General features: G+C 48.5%; 14 protein-coding genes. 13 read left to right on the top strand and 1 reads right to left on the bottom strand.

The window, feature by feature from the left end:
• The first annotated feature begins 207 nt into the window (after positions 1–207).
• From leuA to glpK, 6 genes are all read left to right on the top strand, one after another.
• Complete coding sequence (gene leuA / locus Q4Q52_RS10570; protein ID WP_107949505.1) at positions 208–1,776, top strand: 2-isopropylmalate synthase; 1,569 nt, start codon at positions 208–210, stop codon at positions 1,774–1,776.
• 70 nt (positions 1,777–1,846) lie between these two features.
• Positions 1,847–2,941 carry a 3-isopropylmalate dehydrogenase gene (gene leuB / locus Q4Q52_RS10565; protein ID WP_311990578.1) on the top strand — a complete coding sequence of 365 codons (1,095 nt, stop codon included), beginning with the start codon at positions 1,847–1,849 and terminating at the stop codon, positions 2,939–2,941.
• Positions 2,941–4,347, top strand: coding sequence for a 3-isopropylmalate dehydratase large subunit (gene leuC / locus Q4Q52_RS10560; protein WP_311990577.1), 1,407 nt, complete (start codon positions 2,941–2,943; stop codon positions 4,345–4,347). Before leuB ends, leuC begins: the two co-directional genes overlap by 1 nt.
• 27 nt (positions 4,348–4,374) lie before the next feature.
• Positions 4,375–4,980 carry a 3-isopropylmalate dehydratase small subunit gene (leuD, locus tag Q4Q52_RS10555; RefSeq protein WP_311990576.1) on the top strand — a complete coding sequence of 202 codons (606 nt, stop codon included), beginning with the start codon at positions 4,375–4,377 and terminating at the stop codon, positions 4,978–4,980.
• A gap of 526 nt (positions 4,981–5,506) precedes the next feature.
• Positions 5,507–6,856, top strand: a complete 1,350-nt coding sequence (locus Q4Q52_RS10550) for an outer membrane protein transport protein (RefSeq protein ID WP_311990575.1) — start codon at positions 5,507–5,509, stop codon at positions 6,854–6,856.
• A 193-nt stretch (positions 6,857–7,049) separates the two neighbouring features.
• The gene (gene glpK / locus Q4Q52_RS10545; protein ID WP_311990574.1) at positions 7,050–8,534 is read left to right on the top strand and encodes a glycerol kinase GlpK; all 1,485 of its coding nucleotides are present in this window, start codon (positions 7,050–7,052) and stop codon (positions 8,532–8,534) included.
• A 153-nt stretch (positions 8,535–8,687) separates the two neighbouring features.
• On the opposite strand, the gene Q4Q52_RS10540 is transcribed toward glpK, so the two are convergent.
• The gene (locus Q4Q52_RS10540) at positions 8,688–9,017 is read right to left on the bottom strand and encodes a hypothetical protein (protein ID WP_006079884.1); all 330 of its coding nucleotides are present in this window, start codon (positions 9,015–9,017) and stop codon (positions 8,688–8,690) included.
• Between the two features lie 737 nt (positions 9,018–9,754).
• Here Q4Q52_RS10540 and mraZ point away from each other — a divergent pair.
• From mraZ to mraY, 7 genes are read left to right on the top strand one after another with little or no spacing between them, the layout of a single operon-like run.
• Positions 9,755–10,213 (top strand): division/cell wall cluster transcriptional repressor MraZ, encoded by a 459-nt coding sequence (gene mraZ, locus Q4Q52_RS10535; protein WP_006079885.1) that lies wholly within the window; start codon positions 9,755–9,757, stop codon positions 10,211–10,213.
• A 31-nt stretch (positions 10,214–10,244) separates the two neighbouring features.
• Positions 10,245–11,186 carry a 16S rRNA (cytosine(1402)-N(4))-methyltransferase RsmH gene (gene rsmH / locus Q4Q52_RS10530; RefSeq protein WP_006079886.1) on the top strand — a complete coding sequence of 314 codons (942 nt, stop codon included), beginning with the start codon at positions 10,245–10,247 and terminating at the stop codon, positions 11,184–11,186.
• Positions 11,187–11,196: 10 nt separating this feature from the next.
• Positions 11,197–11,511, top strand: coding sequence for a cell division protein FtsL (ftsL, locus tag Q4Q52_RS10525; RefSeq protein WP_105251190.1), 315 nt, complete (start codon positions 11,197–11,199; stop codon positions 11,509–11,511).
• Positions 11,512–11,524: 13 nt separating this feature from the next.
• Positions 11,525–13,279 (top strand): penicillin-binding transpeptidase domain-containing protein, encoded by a 1,755-nt coding sequence (locus Q4Q52_RS10520; RefSeq protein ID WP_105251191.1) that lies wholly within the window; start codon positions 11,525–11,527, stop codon positions 13,277–13,279.
• The gene (gene murE / locus Q4Q52_RS10515) at positions 13,276–14,778 is read left to right on the top strand and encodes a UDP-N-acetylmuramoyl-L-alanyl-D-glutamate--2,6-diaminopimelate ligase (protein ID WP_311906417.1); all 1,503 of its coding nucleotides are present in this window, start codon (positions 13,276–13,278) and stop codon (positions 14,776–14,778) included. The genes Q4Q52_RS10520 and murE overlap by 4 nt, the downstream gene beginning before the upstream one ends.
• The gene (gene murF, locus Q4Q52_RS10510; RefSeq protein ID WP_263168648.1) at positions 14,775–16,157 is read left to right on the top strand and encodes a UDP-N-acetylmuramoyl-tripeptide--D-alanyl-D-alanine ligase; all 1,383 of its coding nucleotides are present in this window, start codon (positions 14,775–14,777) and stop codon (positions 16,155–16,157) included. Before murE ends, murF begins: the two co-directional genes overlap by 4 nt.
• Positions 16,158–17,240, top strand: a complete 1,083-nt coding sequence (mraY, locus tag Q4Q52_RS10505; RefSeq protein WP_006079891.1) for a phospho-N-acetylmuramoyl-pentapeptide-transferase — start codon at positions 16,158–16,160, stop codon at positions 17,238–17,240. It begins immediately after the preceding gene.

Below are 17,240 nucleotides of genomic sequence, written 5' to 3'. Positions count from 1 at the left end.
ATAAATATTTAAATAAAATGAATAGAATTAGCAGCAAACTCGACCTCCTCCTCTCTCTCCTCGCGGTTTATACGCGGAGGTCTTAGTGTTGCACGCTCGATAAATAGGCAAAGCATTCACAAACCCCGCACCAATGTTGCGGGGTTTTTTGTATCTGAATACGGCAAAAGTTAAATAACGAACGGTGACGTTCCATGGAGAAGCGAGATGTCTAACAGAGTAATTATATTTGATACGACCTTACGTGATGGTGAGCAGGCGTTAGCCGCAAGCCTTTCGGTCAAAGAAAAGTTACAGATCGCCATGGCGCTGGAACGTCTAGGTGTTGATGTGATGGAAGTGGGCTTTCCTGTGTCATCACCCGGTGATTTTGAGTCGGTGCAAACCATAGCGCGCACCATCAAAAATAGTCGCGTTTGTGCGTTATCCCGTGCACTTGAAAAGGACATAGATGCCGCGGCGCAGGCCTTGTCTGTTGCTGATCAATTCCGTATTCATACCTTTATCTCGACCTCGACGATTCACGTTGAGAGCAAGTTGAAGCGTTCTTTCGATCAAGTGTTAGAGATGGCCGTAGGCGCCGTGAAATACGCCCGTCGTTTTACTGATGATGTGGAGTTTTCCTGTGAGGATGCGGGACGCACGCCAATCGATAATCTGTGTCGTATGGTGGAGGCCGCCATTCTTGCTGGCGCGCGTACCATTAACATTCCCGATACGGTCGGTTACACAGTGCCAAGCGAGTTTGGCACTATTATCCAAACCCTGTTTAACCGCGTGCCGAACATCGACCAAGCGGTGATCTCAGTGCATTGCCACGATGACTTAGGTTTGTCAGTGGCTAACTCGATAACCGCAGTGCAACACGGTGCGCGTCAAATCGAATGTACGATCAATGGTATAGGTGAGCGTGCGGGTAACTGTTCATTGGAAGAGATCGCTATGATTTTAGCGACGCGTAAGGGCATGTTGGGTTTGGAAACAGGCATTAACGCTAAGGAAATCCACCGTACTTCTAATTTAGTCAGCCAGTTATGCAACATGCCTGTGCAGGCGAACAAAGCGATTGTCGGTGCCAATGCGTTCACTCATTCGTCGGGTATCCATCAGGATGGCATGCTGAAAGCGCAAAATACCTATGAAATCATGACCCCAGAAAGCATAGGTTTGAATCGCAACAATTTGAATATGACTTCGCGATCTGGTCGCCATGTGATCAAGCATCGCATGGAGGAAATGGGTTATAGCGAGCACGATTACAATATGGATGCGCTGTACGAAGAGTTCCTAAAATTGGCAGATAAAAAAGGCCAAGTATTTGATTATGATTTAGAAGCCTTAGCCTTTATGGAAGCGCAGGCCGAAGAAGATAATCACTATCAATTGCAGCAATTAGTGGTGCAGTCTGACTCTACCGAAGGCGTTGCCACAGCTACCGTTCGTATCGAAGTGGGCGGTGAAATTAAAACCGAAGCCGCAACTGGCAATGGTCCCGTTGATGCCGCCTATAACGCGATTGCCCGTGCTACTGATCGTCGTATCGACATCATCAGCTACAAGTTGGGCGCAAAGGGCGTAGGCCAAAATGCCTTAGGTCAAGTGGACATTACTGCCGTTTACCACGAGCAAAACTTCCACGGTGTAGGTTTAGCGACCGATGTCGTTGAAGCCTCGGCGCGCGCTTTAGTGCATGTGATGAACTTAACGTGCCGCGCAGACAAGGTCGCCGATTACAAACAAAGCATGCAAAAGAGTCGAGAGCTAGGCGGCGTCTAGTCGCTAAAAGCTTCCAAAGAATAGCAAGGTCGAGCATAAAGCATTCACATTTAAAGGAGTTGGCTGGCGTATGAGTTATCAAGTAGCAGTATTAGCAGGGGACGGGATCGGCCCAGAAGTGATGGCAGAGGCGCGTAAAGTGCTACGTGAAGTGGAAGCGCGATTCGATTTAAATATCGAATATACGCAATACGATGTCGGCGGTATTGCCATCGATAACCACGGTTGCCCACTTCCCGATGCCACGCTAAAAGGTTGTGAAGCGGCCGATGCGATTCTATTTGGTTCAGTCGGTGGCCCTAAGTGGGAAAAGTTACCGCCAAATGAACAACCTGAGCGCGGCGCGCTATTGCCTCTGCGTGGCCACTTCGAACTGTTTTGCAATCTGCGCCCAGCCAAACTGCACGATGGCCTAGAGCATATGTCACCGCTGCGTAGCGATATCTCTGCCCGTGGCTTTGATGTTTTATGTGTGCGTGAGTTAACCGGTGGCATTTATTTTGGTAAGCCAAAGGGCCGCCAAGGTGAAGGCGAGAATGAAGAAGCCTTCGATACTATGCGTTATAGCCGCCGTGAAATTAGCCGTATCGCCCGCATCGCCTTTGAAGCGGCCCGTGGTCGTCGTAAAAAAGTCACCTCAGTGGATAAAGCCAACGTATTGGCTTGTTCAGTGTTGTGGCGCCAAGTGGTTGAAGAAGTAGCGGTTGATTTCCCCGATGTCGAGCTGGAACATATCTATATCGATAACGCGACTATGCAGCTGCTGCGCCGCCCCGATGAGTTTGATGTGATGTTATGTTCTAACCTGTTCGGTGACATTTTATCCGATGAAATCGCCATGTTAACGGGCTCTATGGGCTTGTTGTCCTCGGCGAGCATGAACAGCACTGGCTTTGGTTTATTTGAACCAGCGGGTGGCAGTGCGCCGGATATCGCGGGCAAAGGCATTGCAAACCCTATCGCCCAAATTCTGTCGGCAGCATTGATGTTACGCCACAGCTTAAAGCAAGAAGAAGCCGCCTGTGCGATTGAGCGTGCCGTCAGCAAAGCATTAAATTCTGGCTACTTAACCGGTGAGCTATTGAGCAGCGACAAGCGTAGCGAAGCGAAAACGACAGCAGAAATGGGTGACTTTATCGCCAATGCTATAAAGGAAGGTGTGTAATGACGAACGCAAAGACCTTGTACCAAAAAGTATGGGATGCACATATCGTTGCAGCTCCCGAGGGTGAGGCGCCGGTCATTTATGTCGACAGACATTTAGTCCATGAAGTGACGTCACCTCAAGCATTCAGCGGTTTGAAAGTCGCGGGCCGTAAGCTGCGCGCGCCGGAAAAAACCTTTGCCACTATGGATCATAATACTTCAACCCGTAGCGCCAGCTTAGATGCCCTAAGCCCGATGGCGCGCACTCAGGTGGAAACCCTAGCGCAAAACTGTAAAGACTTTGGCGTGCGTTTATATGATATTCACCATCCTAATCAAGGGATTGTGCATGTGATGGGCCCAGAGTTAGGCATTACCTTACCTGGCACTGTGATTGTGTGTGGCGATTCCCATACCGCCACCCACGGCGCCTTTGGCGCGTTGGCGTTTGGGATTGGTACATCGGAAGTTGAGCACGTGTTAGCAACGCAAACGCTGCGTCAGTTAAAAGCTAAAACCATGAAGATTGAAGTGCGTGGTCATGTCACCGAGGGCGTGACCGCCAAAGATATCGTCCTCGCTATTATTGGCAAAATCGGCATGGATGGTGGCACGGGTTACGTGGTGGAGTTCTGCGGTGAGGCGATTGAAGCCCTGTCGATGGAAGGCCGCATGACAGTGTGTAACATGGCAATTGAGATGGGGGCTAAGGCGGGCATGGTCGCGCCGGATCAAACCACTTTCGATTATTTAGCAGGCCGCGAGTTTGCGCCAAAGGGCGAAGATTGGGCAGAGGCTGTCGCTTACTGGAAAGCCATTAAAACCGATGACGGCGCCGTGTTTGATGCTGTCGTTGAGTTAGATGCTGCCGATATTGCGCCACAATTGACTTGGGGTACTAACCCAGGCCAAGTAGTCGCAATCGATGGCAAAGTACCTGACCCCATTAATGAAGCTAATCCAAGCACCCGAGCTAGTATGGAAAAGGCTTTAGAATACATTGGCCTGAGTGCGGGTACGCCGATGACAGACATCAGTATCAACAAGGTGTTTATCGGTTCTTGTACTAACTCACGGATTGAAGATTTACGCAGCGCCGCCGTACATGCCAAAGGCCGTAAAGTCGCGAGTGGCGTCACCGCCATTGTCGTACCTGGTTCTGGCCAAGTGAAAGCGCAAGCCGAAGCCGAAGGCTTAGATAAAATCTTTATCGAAGCGGGGTTTGAGTGGCGTTTACCGGGTTGTTCTATGTGTTTAGCGATGAACGATGACAGATTAGAAGCGGGCGATCGCTGCGCCTCGACCAGTAATCGTAACTTCGAAGGTCGCCAAGGTCGCGGCAGTCGTACCCATTTGGTGAGTCCGGCGATGGCCGCAGCCGCTGCGGTGGCAGGGCATTTTGTCGATATTCGTAAACCTTACTAATTACCGTAAACCCAAGAGGAGAAGTTAATGCAACCTTTTACGACCCATACCGGGCTTGCGGTCATGATAGACAGCACCAATATCGATACGGATCAGATCATTCCGAAACAGTTTTTGTCTAAGGTGACGCGCGATGGTTTTGGTGTGCACTTATTTCACGACTGGCGTTATTTAGATGATGCGGGCGATCTGCCTAACCCTGAGTTTTCATTGAATCAAAGCCGTTATAAAGGCGCGTCGATTCTTTTGGCGCAGGAAAACTTTGGTTGTGGTTCAAGCCGCGAACATGCGCCTTGGGCGCTGGCAGACTTTGGTCTGCGTGCGATTATAGCGCCGAGTTTTGCTGACATTTTTTACGGTAACTCAATCAATAATGGCTTGTTACCTGTGGCGTTAACTCACGCGCAGGTGCGCCAATTAATGGATGAAGTGGCGGCAGAAGCAGGCGCACAAATAACTGTTGATCTCACAAGCTGCAAAGTGATTTCACCGTCGGGCGCCGAGTTTAGTTTTACGCTGGCAGAATCGGCAAGGCATAAGCTGCTAAACGGTTTAGATGCAATTGGGTTGACCTTGTCCCATGCTGCGCAAATCAGTCAGTACGAAACTCAAATCCAAGGTTGGCGCTGCTAAACTTTCAGCGCACATTTGTACTGGTGTTGAGTCCATATTTAAGCGCCTAGGTTAGCACCTAGGCGCTTTTGTTTTAAATCATCATCTGCTCATGGTTTAACTAGTTGTATTTGAAGTGATAAATTTTTACTGCTGTTTGTGTGTCATAGAATTTTTGTATCGATAGTGATTTATGCTGAATTTGTTACATCTGAATGATTTACACGTGTTTCTGCGTTTTATGGTTTTATTGTATTGTTTATTATGGTTATTTTTTTATTTTATCATATTGAGTTAATCAGCATTGCGAATAGTAACTGGGCGTATATAGGCTAAGTTTTGTTTAAATGGTGATGTTGGTCACTAAATCTGTTTTAAAGTCATCATTAGCTAGAGTTTTTGTCTGTTTTATCTCCTTTGGTTGCAAACATCTTCTGCATAAGTAAACTGCTTCGCATTCAATTTGGAGTGTTTGCTCTATTTTGCCTGAACGCCGCAGTACTCATTTAAGTAGTACAGATAACAATAATATGATTAGAGAATAACGATGCAAAAACGTCTTCTGACTTTGGCTGTCACTGCAGCCTTGTTAAGTTCAACGACTCAACTCCATGCCGCTGGTTTTCAATTAGCCGAATATTCTGCCACAGGCTTAGGCCGCGCCTTTGCGGGTGAAGCGGCTATGGCGGATAACGCTTCGGCTCAAGCACGTAATCCAGCCATGTTGACTTATCTCGAAGGTCGTCAGTTATCGACGGGTGGTATTTATGTCATGCCAAACGTCGATGTGACTGGCGATGTCAGCATTAGCTCGCCGTTGCTTGGCCCAGATCCTGTTGTTATGAAAGGTGGCGATGCACTGGATGTGGCCGATGACGCACTGGTGCCAAATTTTTACTACTCAAATCAGTTAAATGATCAATGGACTTGGGGCCTAGCGGTAAATTCTAACTATGGTCTAGCTACTGAATTACCTGCGACTCACGCCGCGGCTATTTTTGGTAACAAGACTTCGGTTACAACCGTTGAGTTTAATCCAAATATTGCGTACCGCATCAATGATGCTGTTAGCGTCGGTGCTGGTGTACGTATCGTTTATGGTGAAGGCGAAATTGGTGCGTCATTACCCGGTTGGGTCGATGGTATCAAACCTGCTCTGCCGGCTCCAGTGCAGGCTGTGTTGCCACCAGGTGGTACTGAGCTTAAGAGCATGAAGGGTGATGATATCGGTTACGGCTGGCAGTTAGGTGCAAGCTGGCAGATTAATCCCGCTCACCGTTTAGGTTTTGCGTATCACAGTAGTGTGAAACTGGACTTAGATGGCCATGCTTCTGGCGTCTTGTACACTGGTGGCCAAGATGTATCTATCGAAGGGTATTTACCACTTGAATTGCCTGCTTTTGCAGAAATTGCTTCCCATCACCAATTGACCGATAACTGGGCCATGCACGCGAGTGTGAACTGGACCGATTGGAGTGTATTCGATCAACTGGTGGCGTATTTCCCTGGCGAGGTTAAACCTAAGGGCGGTTTAGAGTCTGATTTAGTTAAAGAAGAACACTTCGAAGATAACTGGCGCTTCGCGCTGGGAACCACTTACCAAGTCAATAATGCTTGGTTAGTGCGTGCCGGTGTGGCGCTAGATAAAACGGCGGCGCAGGACGAGTGGCGCACAACCACAATTCCAGACTCTGACCGTCTGTGGTTCTCTGTGGGCGCCGGTTATCAGGCAACTAAGAATCTGAACGTTGATTTTGCTGTAACCTATATCAAAGCAACAGGCGATGCGCCCATCAACGAGCAACAAAATCTATTGAATCTAGCGACGGTTAACTTTAACGGCGAAGCAAGCGGCGATGTGTGGCTTGCGGGTATCCAGATGAGCTATAAGATGTAAGTTCTGCGTAGTTTAAAAAAGCCCTGAATCTTCAGGGCTTTTTTATGGCTATAGCATGGTGGCGTTATCTTTTTTTTCGGCTTGCTTGCTGGTCACGGCAGAAAATTGCGAATATATTCATTGCATAAGTAGTGGATCATGTTAACTCTCACCGGCATAAAAAGGCGGCGGAGAGTTCAGATAGGATAGTAGCGTGCAGAAAAAATACGTGGTGGCCTTAGATCAAGGCACGACCAGCTCAAGGGCGATAGTGTTCGATCACGATGCAAACATTGTCAGCGTGTCCCAGCGGGAATTCACCCAGTTGTATCCAAATCCGGGTTGGGTCGAGCATGATCCCATGGAGATCTGGGCAAGCCAAAGCTCAGTATTAATTGAAGTGCTGGCGCGCGCGGGGATCCACAGCGATGAAGTGGCCGCGATTGGCATTACCAATCAGCGGGAAACCACTGTCATTTGGGAGAAAGCCACAGGTAAACCTATCTATAACGCGATTGTGTGGCAGTGCCGTCGTAGCTCTGAAATTTGTGAGCAACTCAAAGCTCAAGGGCTAGAAGAGTATGTGCGTGAAAACACAGGTCTATTACTCGACCCTTATTTTTCAGGCACTAAGATCAAGTGGATTCTAGATAATGTGCCCAATGCCCGTGAGCAAGCTGAACGCGGTGAGTTGTTGTTCGGCACTATCGATACTTGGCTAGTGTGGAAGTTAACCGAGGGCAAAGTGCATGTCACAGATCCTACCAATGCCGCCCGTACTATGCTGTTTAATATCCATAGCCTGACTTGGGATAACAAGTTACTTGAAGCTTTAGACATTCCCTTGTCTTTGTTGCCCGAAGTAAAGCCTTCCTGCAGCGTGTATGGCACTACGCGGATTGCCGGTGAAGGCAGTGAAATCCAAGTCGCGGGGATGGCGGGCGACCAACAAGCGGCGCTTTTTGGCCAGCTGTGTGTCGAGCCCGGCATGGCGAAGAATACCTATGGCACTGGTTGTTTTTTATTGATGAATACCGGGACCAAAGCGGTGCGCTCTAACCATGGGTTACTGACCACAGTTGCCGTAGGGCCGAAGGGCGAAGTGAACTATGCCCTCGAAGGTTCAGTCTTCATGGGTGGCGCGACCATTCAATGGCTGCGGGATGAACTTGGGCTTATTCGTGACGCCAGTGATACTGAGTATTTTGCCTCTAAGGTTGCTGATACCAATGGCGTGTATTTAGTGCCCGCTTTTGTTGGACTCGGGGCGCCCTATTGGGACCCGAATGCCCGTGGCGCGCTATTTGGGTTAACCCGTGGCGCCAATCGTAATCATATTATTCGGGCGGCGTTAGAATCTATCGCTTACCAGAGTAAAGATTTACTCGATGCCATGACTAAAGACAGTGGTGTCAGCCTTAAACGTTTGAAGGTGGATGGCGGTGCGGTCGCCAATGATTTTTTGATGCAGTTTCAAGCCGATATTACCGATGTCGAAGTGTTAAGACCGAGTAATTGCGAAACAACTGCCCTAGGCGCGGCATTTTTAGCGGGTCTGGCGGTGGGCTTTTGGGAGAGTGTCATAGAGCTTGAACATAAAGCTTGTATCGATAAGCATTTTATCCCCAATATTGATGCTAAGACTCGGGTGCTGTTATACGCAGGTTGGCAGGATGCCGTCGCCAGAACTCGCGCCTAAGCTATTCGACTTAAGCTATTCAACTCAAGTCGTTGGACTTGAGGCATGCTTAAATTTGATATTGAGTTGGTTTGAAATATGACTCGATTGTGGTGAATAAAAAGGCGCTAATCCAATAGGATTGCGCCTTTTCCGTTTTATATTAAGACGGATTTATACTTCAACATCAATAATATGTTGGCTCGGTGGCTTTTTGATTTCCGCGGTATCGTCGGTCACTTCAAGCACGACACCTTCTTTTAATTCTTCAGGCTCATCCGATGCACGGCGTTTCTTATTCTTGTTGTTATCAGCATCTTTGCGTCTCTCCCTGACTTTCGCGTCGCGCCCTTCTAACGTTGGGGGTAACTGCGACTGCGGTGTTTCATGGCTATCGGGGGCATTTGCGGTTGCACTACTCACTTGGTCGACGACCCGTTTAGGGTGCAACACGGCTTTCACTGGCTGCGCCAGCATGGCATAAATGCTATCCAATCCACTCATAACGCCTCCTTGTTACTACAGCTCTTAACGTGTTATCGGCAGGAGTCGGTTAATATTTAGACTATACGCTGTTTAAGTCGTTAAGGCGAATGAGGGTGGTTAAGATCTAAGCATGAGCAATCGATGCTAACCAAAGCGGCACTTATTGTGAAGCAACCACAGTGGTTGAGAAGGAACAATAGTAGCGAATGCAAAATTGAGGTGAATTGTTGGATTCGCGTGGTGCTTTTACGGGATTTGGAGTGGGAACGTTGAGCTTTCTCGCAATCGTGACATTAATATTCAACCATCTGCAAAAAGATGATCGTCTTTATTTCGGATAATTATTTAGATTTTCGTGCTAAATCCAACTCTTTTTTGACTGTCTAATAAGGTTGAATTTAAGTTTATTTTGTTACTTTTTTGGGCTTAAGGTTATTCCTCGACCCGTAAAATTCCACAAATACAGAATTAATCCCCCATTTTTTTCATCGCAAGCACCTGAAAGCAAAAGGTTGCTGAATATTTCGGCGCAATTTATTCCTGTAGTTTCTTCTGTTTAGTCGATCTCTCGTGGTCTTTCATGTCAAAAGTTTGTCGCTAGGTTAAGTGCTCAACATGCTGCTAACCCGCTTGCCGACTGGATTTATAAAAGGATCCCATCCCTTGACATTGCTTGTCGACTGTCCCTAAACTTAGCAGTTGTGGGAAATAGTGGATATTTGTGGATCAAAAATCACAGGAAAGGATGAATTAGCGTGTTTCGTGGAGCCAGTGCTATCAACTTAGATACAAAGGGACGGATCGCTATTCCAGTGCGATACCGCGAGCCTTTGCAGCTTGAGCACCAAGGCCGCATCGTGATTACCGTCGACATCCAATCCGCTTGTTTACTCTTGTATCCAATCCATGAATGGGAATTGATCGAAGCTAAGTTGTTAACGCTTTCCGATACCGATAAAACCCAGAGATCGTTAAAACGTCTGTTACTCGGTTACGCCCACGAAGTGGAGCTCGACGGTAATGGGCGCATATTACTGCCGCCACCGCTAAGGCAATATGCCAATTTAGATAAGCGCATCATGCTGGTGGGGCAATTGAACAAATTTGAGCTGTGGGATGAGCAATCTTGGCTGCAGCAAATCGATGAGTGTCAGGAAACGATTCGAAGTGAGGAGCTTGCCAGTAACGAGCGTCTCGCGGATTTTTCACTTTAACGAGTCGCGATAACTAAATAAGAAGAGAGTAATGAGTCAGGAATTTGCCCATTTATCCGTGCTGCTAGCAGAAACGGTTGGCGGTTTAAACATCAAAGACGATGGCATCTATATCGATGGCACGTTCGGCCGCGGTGGTCATTCAAGACAAGTGTTGCAGCAACTCGGTGAAAACGGCCGATTGATCGCAATCGACCGTGACCCTCAAGCGATTGAAGCGGCAAAACAATTTGCTGACGATCCACGCTTTCAAATCGTGCATGGTGGTTTTGGCCAATTAGCCGATTACGTTGAAGAGCTTGGGCTTGTGGGCAAAATTGATGGCGTATTACTCGATTTAGGTGTGTCTTCACCTCAGCTTGACGATGCCGAACGTGGTTTTAGTTTTATGCGTGATGGCCCGCTCGATATGCGCATGGATAACAGCCAAGGCCAAACAGCTGCTCAGTGGTTAGCCCGCGCAGAAATTGAGGATATGGCTTGGGTATTTAAGACCTATGGCGAAGAGAAAAACGCCCGCCATATTGCTCGTTGTATCGCTGCGGATCGTGATAAAACCCCGTTTTTACGAACTAAAGATTTAGCCGATTTGATCGCGCGTATCACTAAGAGTAAAGAACGCAATAAGCACCCAGCGACTCGGGTGTTTCAAGCCATCCGGATTTATATCAACAGTGAATTAGATCAAATTGATCAAGCGCTTGAAGGTGCGGTCAATGTACTGGCTCCCCAAGGGCGCTTGTCGGTCATCAGTTTCCATTCTTTAGAAGATCGTATCGTGAAGCGTTTTATTCGTCGTCATAGCCAAGGCGAAAGTGTACCGCACGGTTTTCCGGTCACTGAAGATCAAATTAACAAGTCGCGTAAGTTACGCGCTGTGGGCAAGGCGATTATGCCATCCGACGAAGAAATCGAACGCAATGCCAGAGCTCGCAGCTCAGTGTTACGCATTGCCGAGCGTTTAGATTACTAAGGGGCGCACTGTGAGTAAGCCCTCGATTAATCTGCCACGGATCGTTTTACATGATTTATGGCTGCACAAATGGATCTTGTTATTAGCCTTGCTTGTGCTGAGTAATGCGGTTGCCGTGGTTTATGGCAGCCATGTTAGCCGTCAACTGACAACCCAGTGGGACCAGTTACTGCAGGAGCGAGATAGATTAGATATTGAGTGGCGCAATTTATTATTAGAAGAGCAATCGCAGACTGAGCACAGTCGTATTACGCGTATTGCCTCTAAGGAACTCAACATGAGTCGTCCGTTACCCAGCGAAGAAGTTGTGGTAAAGGTGCCGTGAGTATAGGGAAGATATGACTAGGCAAGCGAAAATCAAACGGGTAAGCAAACCGCAAAAACCTCAATTGATCCACTGGCGTTTATACGTAGTGGTCGGGTTTGTGTGTGCGTTGTTTTGCAGCCTAGTGGGACGCGCAGCTTACATTCAAATTATCGAGCCCGACAAATTACGTCACGAAAGTGACATGCGAACATTGCGGACCACAAGTCGTGAAGTGCAGCGTGGCTTGATCACCGACCGTAATGGCGACATGCTGGCCGTGAGCGTACCTGTACGAGCCGTCTGGGCCGATCCAAAACAAGTCAATGATAGTAATGGTTTTGCCGATATGCGCCGCTGGCAAGCCTTAGCCGATGTGTTGCATGAGCCCCTCGAAGATTTGTTAGAGCGAGTGCGCAGTAACCCCACCAAACGCTTCACCTACTTGAAACGCCAAATTACCCCTGCGGTTGCGGACTATATTACTCAGCTTAAATTACCCGGTGTATTTCTAAAGTCTGAATCTCGCCGTTATTATCCTGGTGGCGAAATCACGGCTCAGTTAATCGGCATCACTAACATAGATGATGTTGGGATTGAAGGTGTTGAAAATGCATATAATAGTTGGTTAACAGGTACGCCTTCCAAACAAAAAGTGCGTAAGTCACGCGATGGTCATGTCGTCGAGCGTCTCGATATAGTGCAGGAAGGTGAGAGTCCAAATGATCTCGTGCTGAGTATCGATCATAGGATCCAACAATTAGCCTATCGCGAACTAAAACGCACCACTGAGATGAACCAAGCGACTTCGGGTTCCATCGTCGTACTCGATATTCACACGGGTGAAGTCTTGGCAATGGTGAATACGCCTTCGTATAACCCCAATGCGCGCGACAATCTGCAAACCTTCAGAATGCGTAACCGTGCTATGACAGATACCTTTGAGCCGGGTTCGACCATTAAGCCATTTGTGGTTGCCGCAGCGCTTGAAGCTGGCACAGTTAAATCGACCGATATTATTGCCACTTCACCGGGTTGGATGCGTTTAGGCGGCCGCCAAGTACGCGACCCCGCGAACTACGGCGATATGAGTTTGGCGCGTATTTTGGCTAAATCCAGTAACGTCGGCATCAGTAAATTGGCTTTGTCTATTCCGGTGCAGCAACTGCTCGGTACTTATCAATCCATGGGACTTGGCAGCTTTTCGGGAATTAACCTCACGGGTGAAAGCGCTGGCTTGATTCAAGATCGCCACCGCTGGTCAGACTTTGAACGTGCCACCTTGTCGTTTGGTTACGGCTTAACGGCAACAACACTTCAACTTGCGCGCATGTATGCCACTTTAGGCAATGGCGGCACTTTGTTCCCTGTCTCGATAATGAAACTGAAAAAGCCACCTGTCGGTGAGCGAGTCATTTCTGAAAATGTGGCCCACGATGTGATGCAAATGCTGGTCGGTGTAACGGAAAAAGGTGGCACTGGCACCTTAGCACACATCGACGGTTATCCAGTTGCAGGTAAGTCTGGCACAAGTCGCAAGGCAGTTGCTGGTGGTTATGGTGATGATTATGTTGCTTTATTTGCGGGTGTTGCTCCTGCGAATAATCCTAGATTAGCGATAGTGGTGGTAGTGAATGAGCCTAAGGGCGATCTCTATTATGGTGGTTCAGTGGCGGGGCCTGCATTTGCCAAAGTCATGTCTGGCGCACTGCAAATGTTAAACGTTGAACCCATTACCGATAAAGAACAAGTGCAATTGGCGGGAATCGCCGCTGGGAGAGCAGAATGATGTTATTACGGGATTTGCTAGCGCCTTGGCTACATTATGCTGGCGCGCAGTCCTTCAATGATCTGACCTTAGATAGCCGCGCAATACGTCGCGGCGATGTGTTTTTGGCGCTGCCAGGACATAAGGTCGATGGCAGACAGTTTATTGAAAAAGCCTTAGATTTAGGTGCAGCAGGCGTATTAGTTCACACGGATGATGCTGACCAACATGGCAAAGTGTTGCTGGGCGATAATGCCGAGCACGGTGTGCAGATTTATTTCTTTCAGTTAAGTCGTCAGGTATCGGCAATTGCCACCCAGCGTTATCCCTTAGCGCACAAGTCTGCCGTTATGCCATCCCTTGGGGTTATCGGCATTACCGGAACTAACGGTAAAACCTCTACGAGTCAACTCATTGCACAACTGGTGACTTCATTGGGGCGCAAAGCCGCCGTCATGGGAACCCTTGGTAATGGTCTCTGGGGGGCGTTAGTCGATAGCGGTAATACCACAGCCGATGCGATTACCTTAATGCGTCAGTTGCATGAGTTTGAAGCCCAAGGCGCGAGTGTCTGCGCCATGGAAGTGTCAAGTCACGGCTTAGTGCAAGGCCGCGTCGACGCAGTACCATTTGATGTTGCCGTGTTCACTAATCTGACACGCGATCACCTCGATTACCACGGCGATATGGAAAGCTATGCCGCCGCTAAACAAAGCCTATTTCGCTTCAGCACTTTAGGTCACGGTTTATTGAATCTCGACGATGCAGTTGGCGCGTCTTGGTTGACTGAGCTTAAGCCTGCGCCTGCGCAGATTTGGGGTTTTAGTATTGAAGGTCATCAAGGTGCGGCTTTTTATACCAAAAATGCCAAGTTTGACGATCAAGGTGTCAGTGCAACCTTAGTGTGGCCCGAGGGCGAGACTCAAATCCACTCGCCACTTCTTGGTGCCTTTAATCTCTCTAATTTACTCGCGGCGTTATCGGCCTTGTATCTGCAAGGTTTTGATATGAAAGCGTTAGCCGAGCAGGTGCAATATTTAACGCCTGTTGCAGGTCGTATGGAGCGTTTCACTACAGCGGATAACATCACCTTAGTGGTCGATTATGCCCATACACCCGATGCGATCGAACAAGCGTTAAACGCGCTACGTCGCCATTGTGCCGGTGATTTATGGTGCGTGTTTGGTTGTGGCGGCGACCGTGATAAGGGCAAGCGTCCTTTGATGGGCCAAGCTGCTGAACAGTTTGCCGACCGTATTATGGTGACCAGCGACAATGCACGCAGTGAAGATCCCGCGCAAATTATTACCGATATTATCCAAGGGCTTGCAACACCAGAGCAGGCATTGACTCAGGTTGACCGTATCGCAGCAATTAAAGAGGTTGTGGCATTGGCTAAACCTGGCGATGTGATCTTGCTGGCGGGCAAAGGCCACGAAACTTACCAAGAGGCGGCAGGTGTGCGTCATGACTATGATGAACGCGCTCTGGCACGCCAGTTATCGGAGCAATTAAGATGATCCCTCTTTCTCTCGAGACCCTAAGTCAACACTTAGGTACGTTTCGAGTCGGTGACGACGTCACCATCCAAGATTTAAGCAGTGATAGCCGCAAAATCGGCGCTGCAACCCTGTTTGTTGCCTTAAAGGGTGAGCGCTTTGACGGCCATGATTTTGCAGCTACAGCTATTGCGAACGGCGCAGCGGCGTTAATGGTTGAGCGTGAGTTAGCTTTTGATATCCCGCAGCTCATAGTGGCTGATTGTCAAAAAGCCATGGGTGCGATTGGTGCTTATGTTCGTGACCAGATCAATCCGATTTGTGTTGCTTTGACTGGCTCAAACGGCAAAACCAGCGTGAAGGAAATGATCGCGACCATTCTGTCGGCAAAGCATCAAATCCTCTATACCGCTGGCAATTTTAATAATGAGATTGGTGTGCCGCTCACTTTGCTGCGTTTAACGCCAGCGGATGAGTTTGGGATATTCGAGCTCGGCGCTAACCATAAAGGTGAAATCGATTACACCTCGGGACTCGTGCGTCCAAACGTAGCGCTGGTGAATAACGTCGGCAGCGCCCATTTAGAAGGATTTGGATCACAAGCAGGTGTCGCACAGGCGAAGTCAGAGATTTTTAATCATCTGCAGGCCGATGGCACTGCCATCATCAACGCCGATGATGCCTTCGCTGATTTTATGAGCGTTAAGGCAAGACCTTATAAGCAATTGAGCTTCTCCCAGCAAGATGGCGCCGCTAAACGTCATATCGACGTGATAGCGACAGGCCATAAGACTAATGCGGATGGTTGCTATCGTTTTATGCTCAATTATTTAGGTGAATCTTGCCAAGTTGTATTGCCGTTGGCGGGTCGTCATCAGGTGAGTAATGCACTCGCCGCTGCAAGTGTTTGTATTGCTTTGGGATTGAGTTTGACTGAAATATCTGAAGGCTTGAGCCAATTAACGCCAGTGAAAGGACGTATGCAGCCGAGTCAATTGGGGCGCGTGCGTCTAATCGACGATAGCTATAACGCAAATCCTGTGTCCGTTGGCGCTGCGATCGCTTGGTTAAAGGAAATTTCTGAAAATCGCTGTCTGGTACTGGGAGATTTAGGAGAATTAGGCGACAATGCGCCCCTTTTACACGCTGAACTAGGGCAACTGGCCAAGCAACAGGGGATAGATGCCTTGTTTTGCACCGGAACGTTAAGTCAGCATACGAGCCAAGCTTTCGGTGCGGAGCACTATGACAGTGTGGCGACGTTAGTAGAAAAACTCATAAAGCATATTAACCAGTTACCGGGACAGGTAACGGTTCTCGTTAAAGGTTCACGTAGCGCCGCCATGGAGCGGGTCGTGGATGGACTAACAGTAGCCTTCGGGCGTGGGGAGTTAGTGTAAATGCTGGTATATCTGGCCGAGTATTTAACCCGTTTTCATACCGGGTTTAACGTGTTTTCCTATGTGACGTTTCGAGCCATTTTAGGCTTATTAACCGCATTGGTTTTTAGCTTATGGTTTGGCCCTAAACTGATTGAACGTTTGCAATTACTGCAAATTGGTCAGGTCGTGCGTAACGATGGTCCAGAATCACATTTTAGTAAGCGTGGCACGCCGACTATGGGTGGCTTGCTGATATTGGCTGCTATCTTCATCAGTGTGTTGCTGTGGGGCGATCTCGGTAGCCGCTATGTGTGGGTGATGTTGTTTGTGCTCGGTAGTTTCGGTTTGATCGGCTTTATCGACGATTACCGCAAAGTGGTGCGTAAAGACACTAAAGGTTTGATCGCGCGCTGGAAGTACATTCTGCAATCTTTAGCTGCGCTGCTCATTGCTTTTTTCCTGTATGCCACAGCGGCAAATCCAGGTGAAACCCAGTTAGTGGTGCCTTTCTTTAAAGACGTGATGCCGCAACTTGGCGCCGTATTTATCGTATTGGCGTACTTCACGATTGTGGGTTCGAGCAATGCGGTGAACTTAACCGACGGCCTAGACGGTTTGGCAATCATGCCGACGGTAATGGTCGCGGCGGCGTTTGCCTTGATAGCTTATTTATCGGGTCACGCGCAGTTTGCGAACTACTTACATATTCCGCATTTACCCGGTTCGGGTGAGCTTGTGATTGTCTGTACCGCCATTGTCGGTGCGGGTCTGGGCTTTTTGTGGTTCAACACTTACCCTGCGCAAGTCTTCATGGGCGATGTGGGTTCACTGTCATTAGGTGCTGCACTGGGCACAATTGCAGTGCTCGTTCGCCAAGAAATTTTGTTAGTGATCATGGGCGGCGTGTTCGTGATGGAAACCCTGTCAGTCATCCTACAGGTGGGTTCGTACAAGTTACGCGGCCAGCGTATTTTCCGCATGGCGCCGATACACCATCACTATGAGTTAAAAGGCTGGCCTGAACCTCGAGTGATAGTGCGTTTTTGGATTATCTCGATATTCCTCGTCTTACTTGGCTTAGCCACGTTGAAGTTAAGGTAA

This window comes from Shewanella sp. SP1S2-4, from assembly GCF_031932075.1.
GTDB lineage: Bacteria > Pseudomonadota > Gammaproteobacteria > Enterobacterales > Shewanellaceae > Shewanella > Shewanella baltica.
This window is presented reverse-complemented; position numbering and strand designations above follow the sequence as displayed.

What these genes read in the sequence shown, in the direction of transcription:
- murE (WP_311906417.1), top strand. Translation starts at nt 13,276, where the DNA reads ATGATGTTATTACGGGATTTGCTAGCGCCTTGGCTACATTATGCTGGC.
- Q4Q52_RS10520 (WP_105251191.1), top strand. Translation starts at nt 11,525, where the DNA reads ATGACTAGGCAAGCGAAAATCAAACGGGTAAGCAAACCGCAAAAACCT.
- rsmH (WP_006079886.1), top strand. Translation starts at nt 10,245, where the DNA reads ATGAGTCAGGAATTTGCCCATTTATCCGTGCTGCTAGCAGAAACGGTT.
- mraY (WP_006079891.1), top strand. Translation starts at nt 16,158, where the DNA reads ATGCTGGTATATCTGGCCGAGTATTTAACCCGTTTTCATACCGGGTTT.
- leuB (WP_311990578.1), top strand. Translation starts at nt 1,847, where the DNA reads ATGAGTTATCAAGTAGCAGTATTAGCAGGGGACGGGATCGGCCCAGAA.
- Q4Q52_RS10550 (WP_311990575.1), top strand. Translation starts at nt 5,507, where the DNA reads ATGCAAAAACGTCTTCTGACTTTGGCTGTCACTGCAGCCTTGTTAAGT.
- murF (WP_263168648.1), top strand. Translation starts at nt 14,775, where the DNA reads ATGATCCCTCTTTCTCTCGAGACCCTAAGTCAACACTTAGGTACGTTT.
- leuA (WP_107949505.1), top strand. Translation starts at nt 208, where the DNA reads ATGTCTAACAGAGTAATTATATTTGATACGACCTTACGTGATGGTGAG.
- leuC (WP_311990577.1), top strand. Translation starts at nt 2,941, where the DNA reads ATGACGAACGCAAAGACCTTGTACCAAAAAGTATGGGATGCACATATC.
- leuD (WP_311990576.1), top strand. Translation starts at nt 4,375, where the DNA reads ATGCAACCTTTTACGACCCATACCGGGCTTGCGGTCATGATAGACAGC.
- Q4Q52_RS10540 (WP_006079884.1), bottom strand. Translation starts at nt 9,017, where the DNA reads ATGAGTGGATTGGATAGCATTTATGCCATGCTGGCGCAGCCAGTGAAA.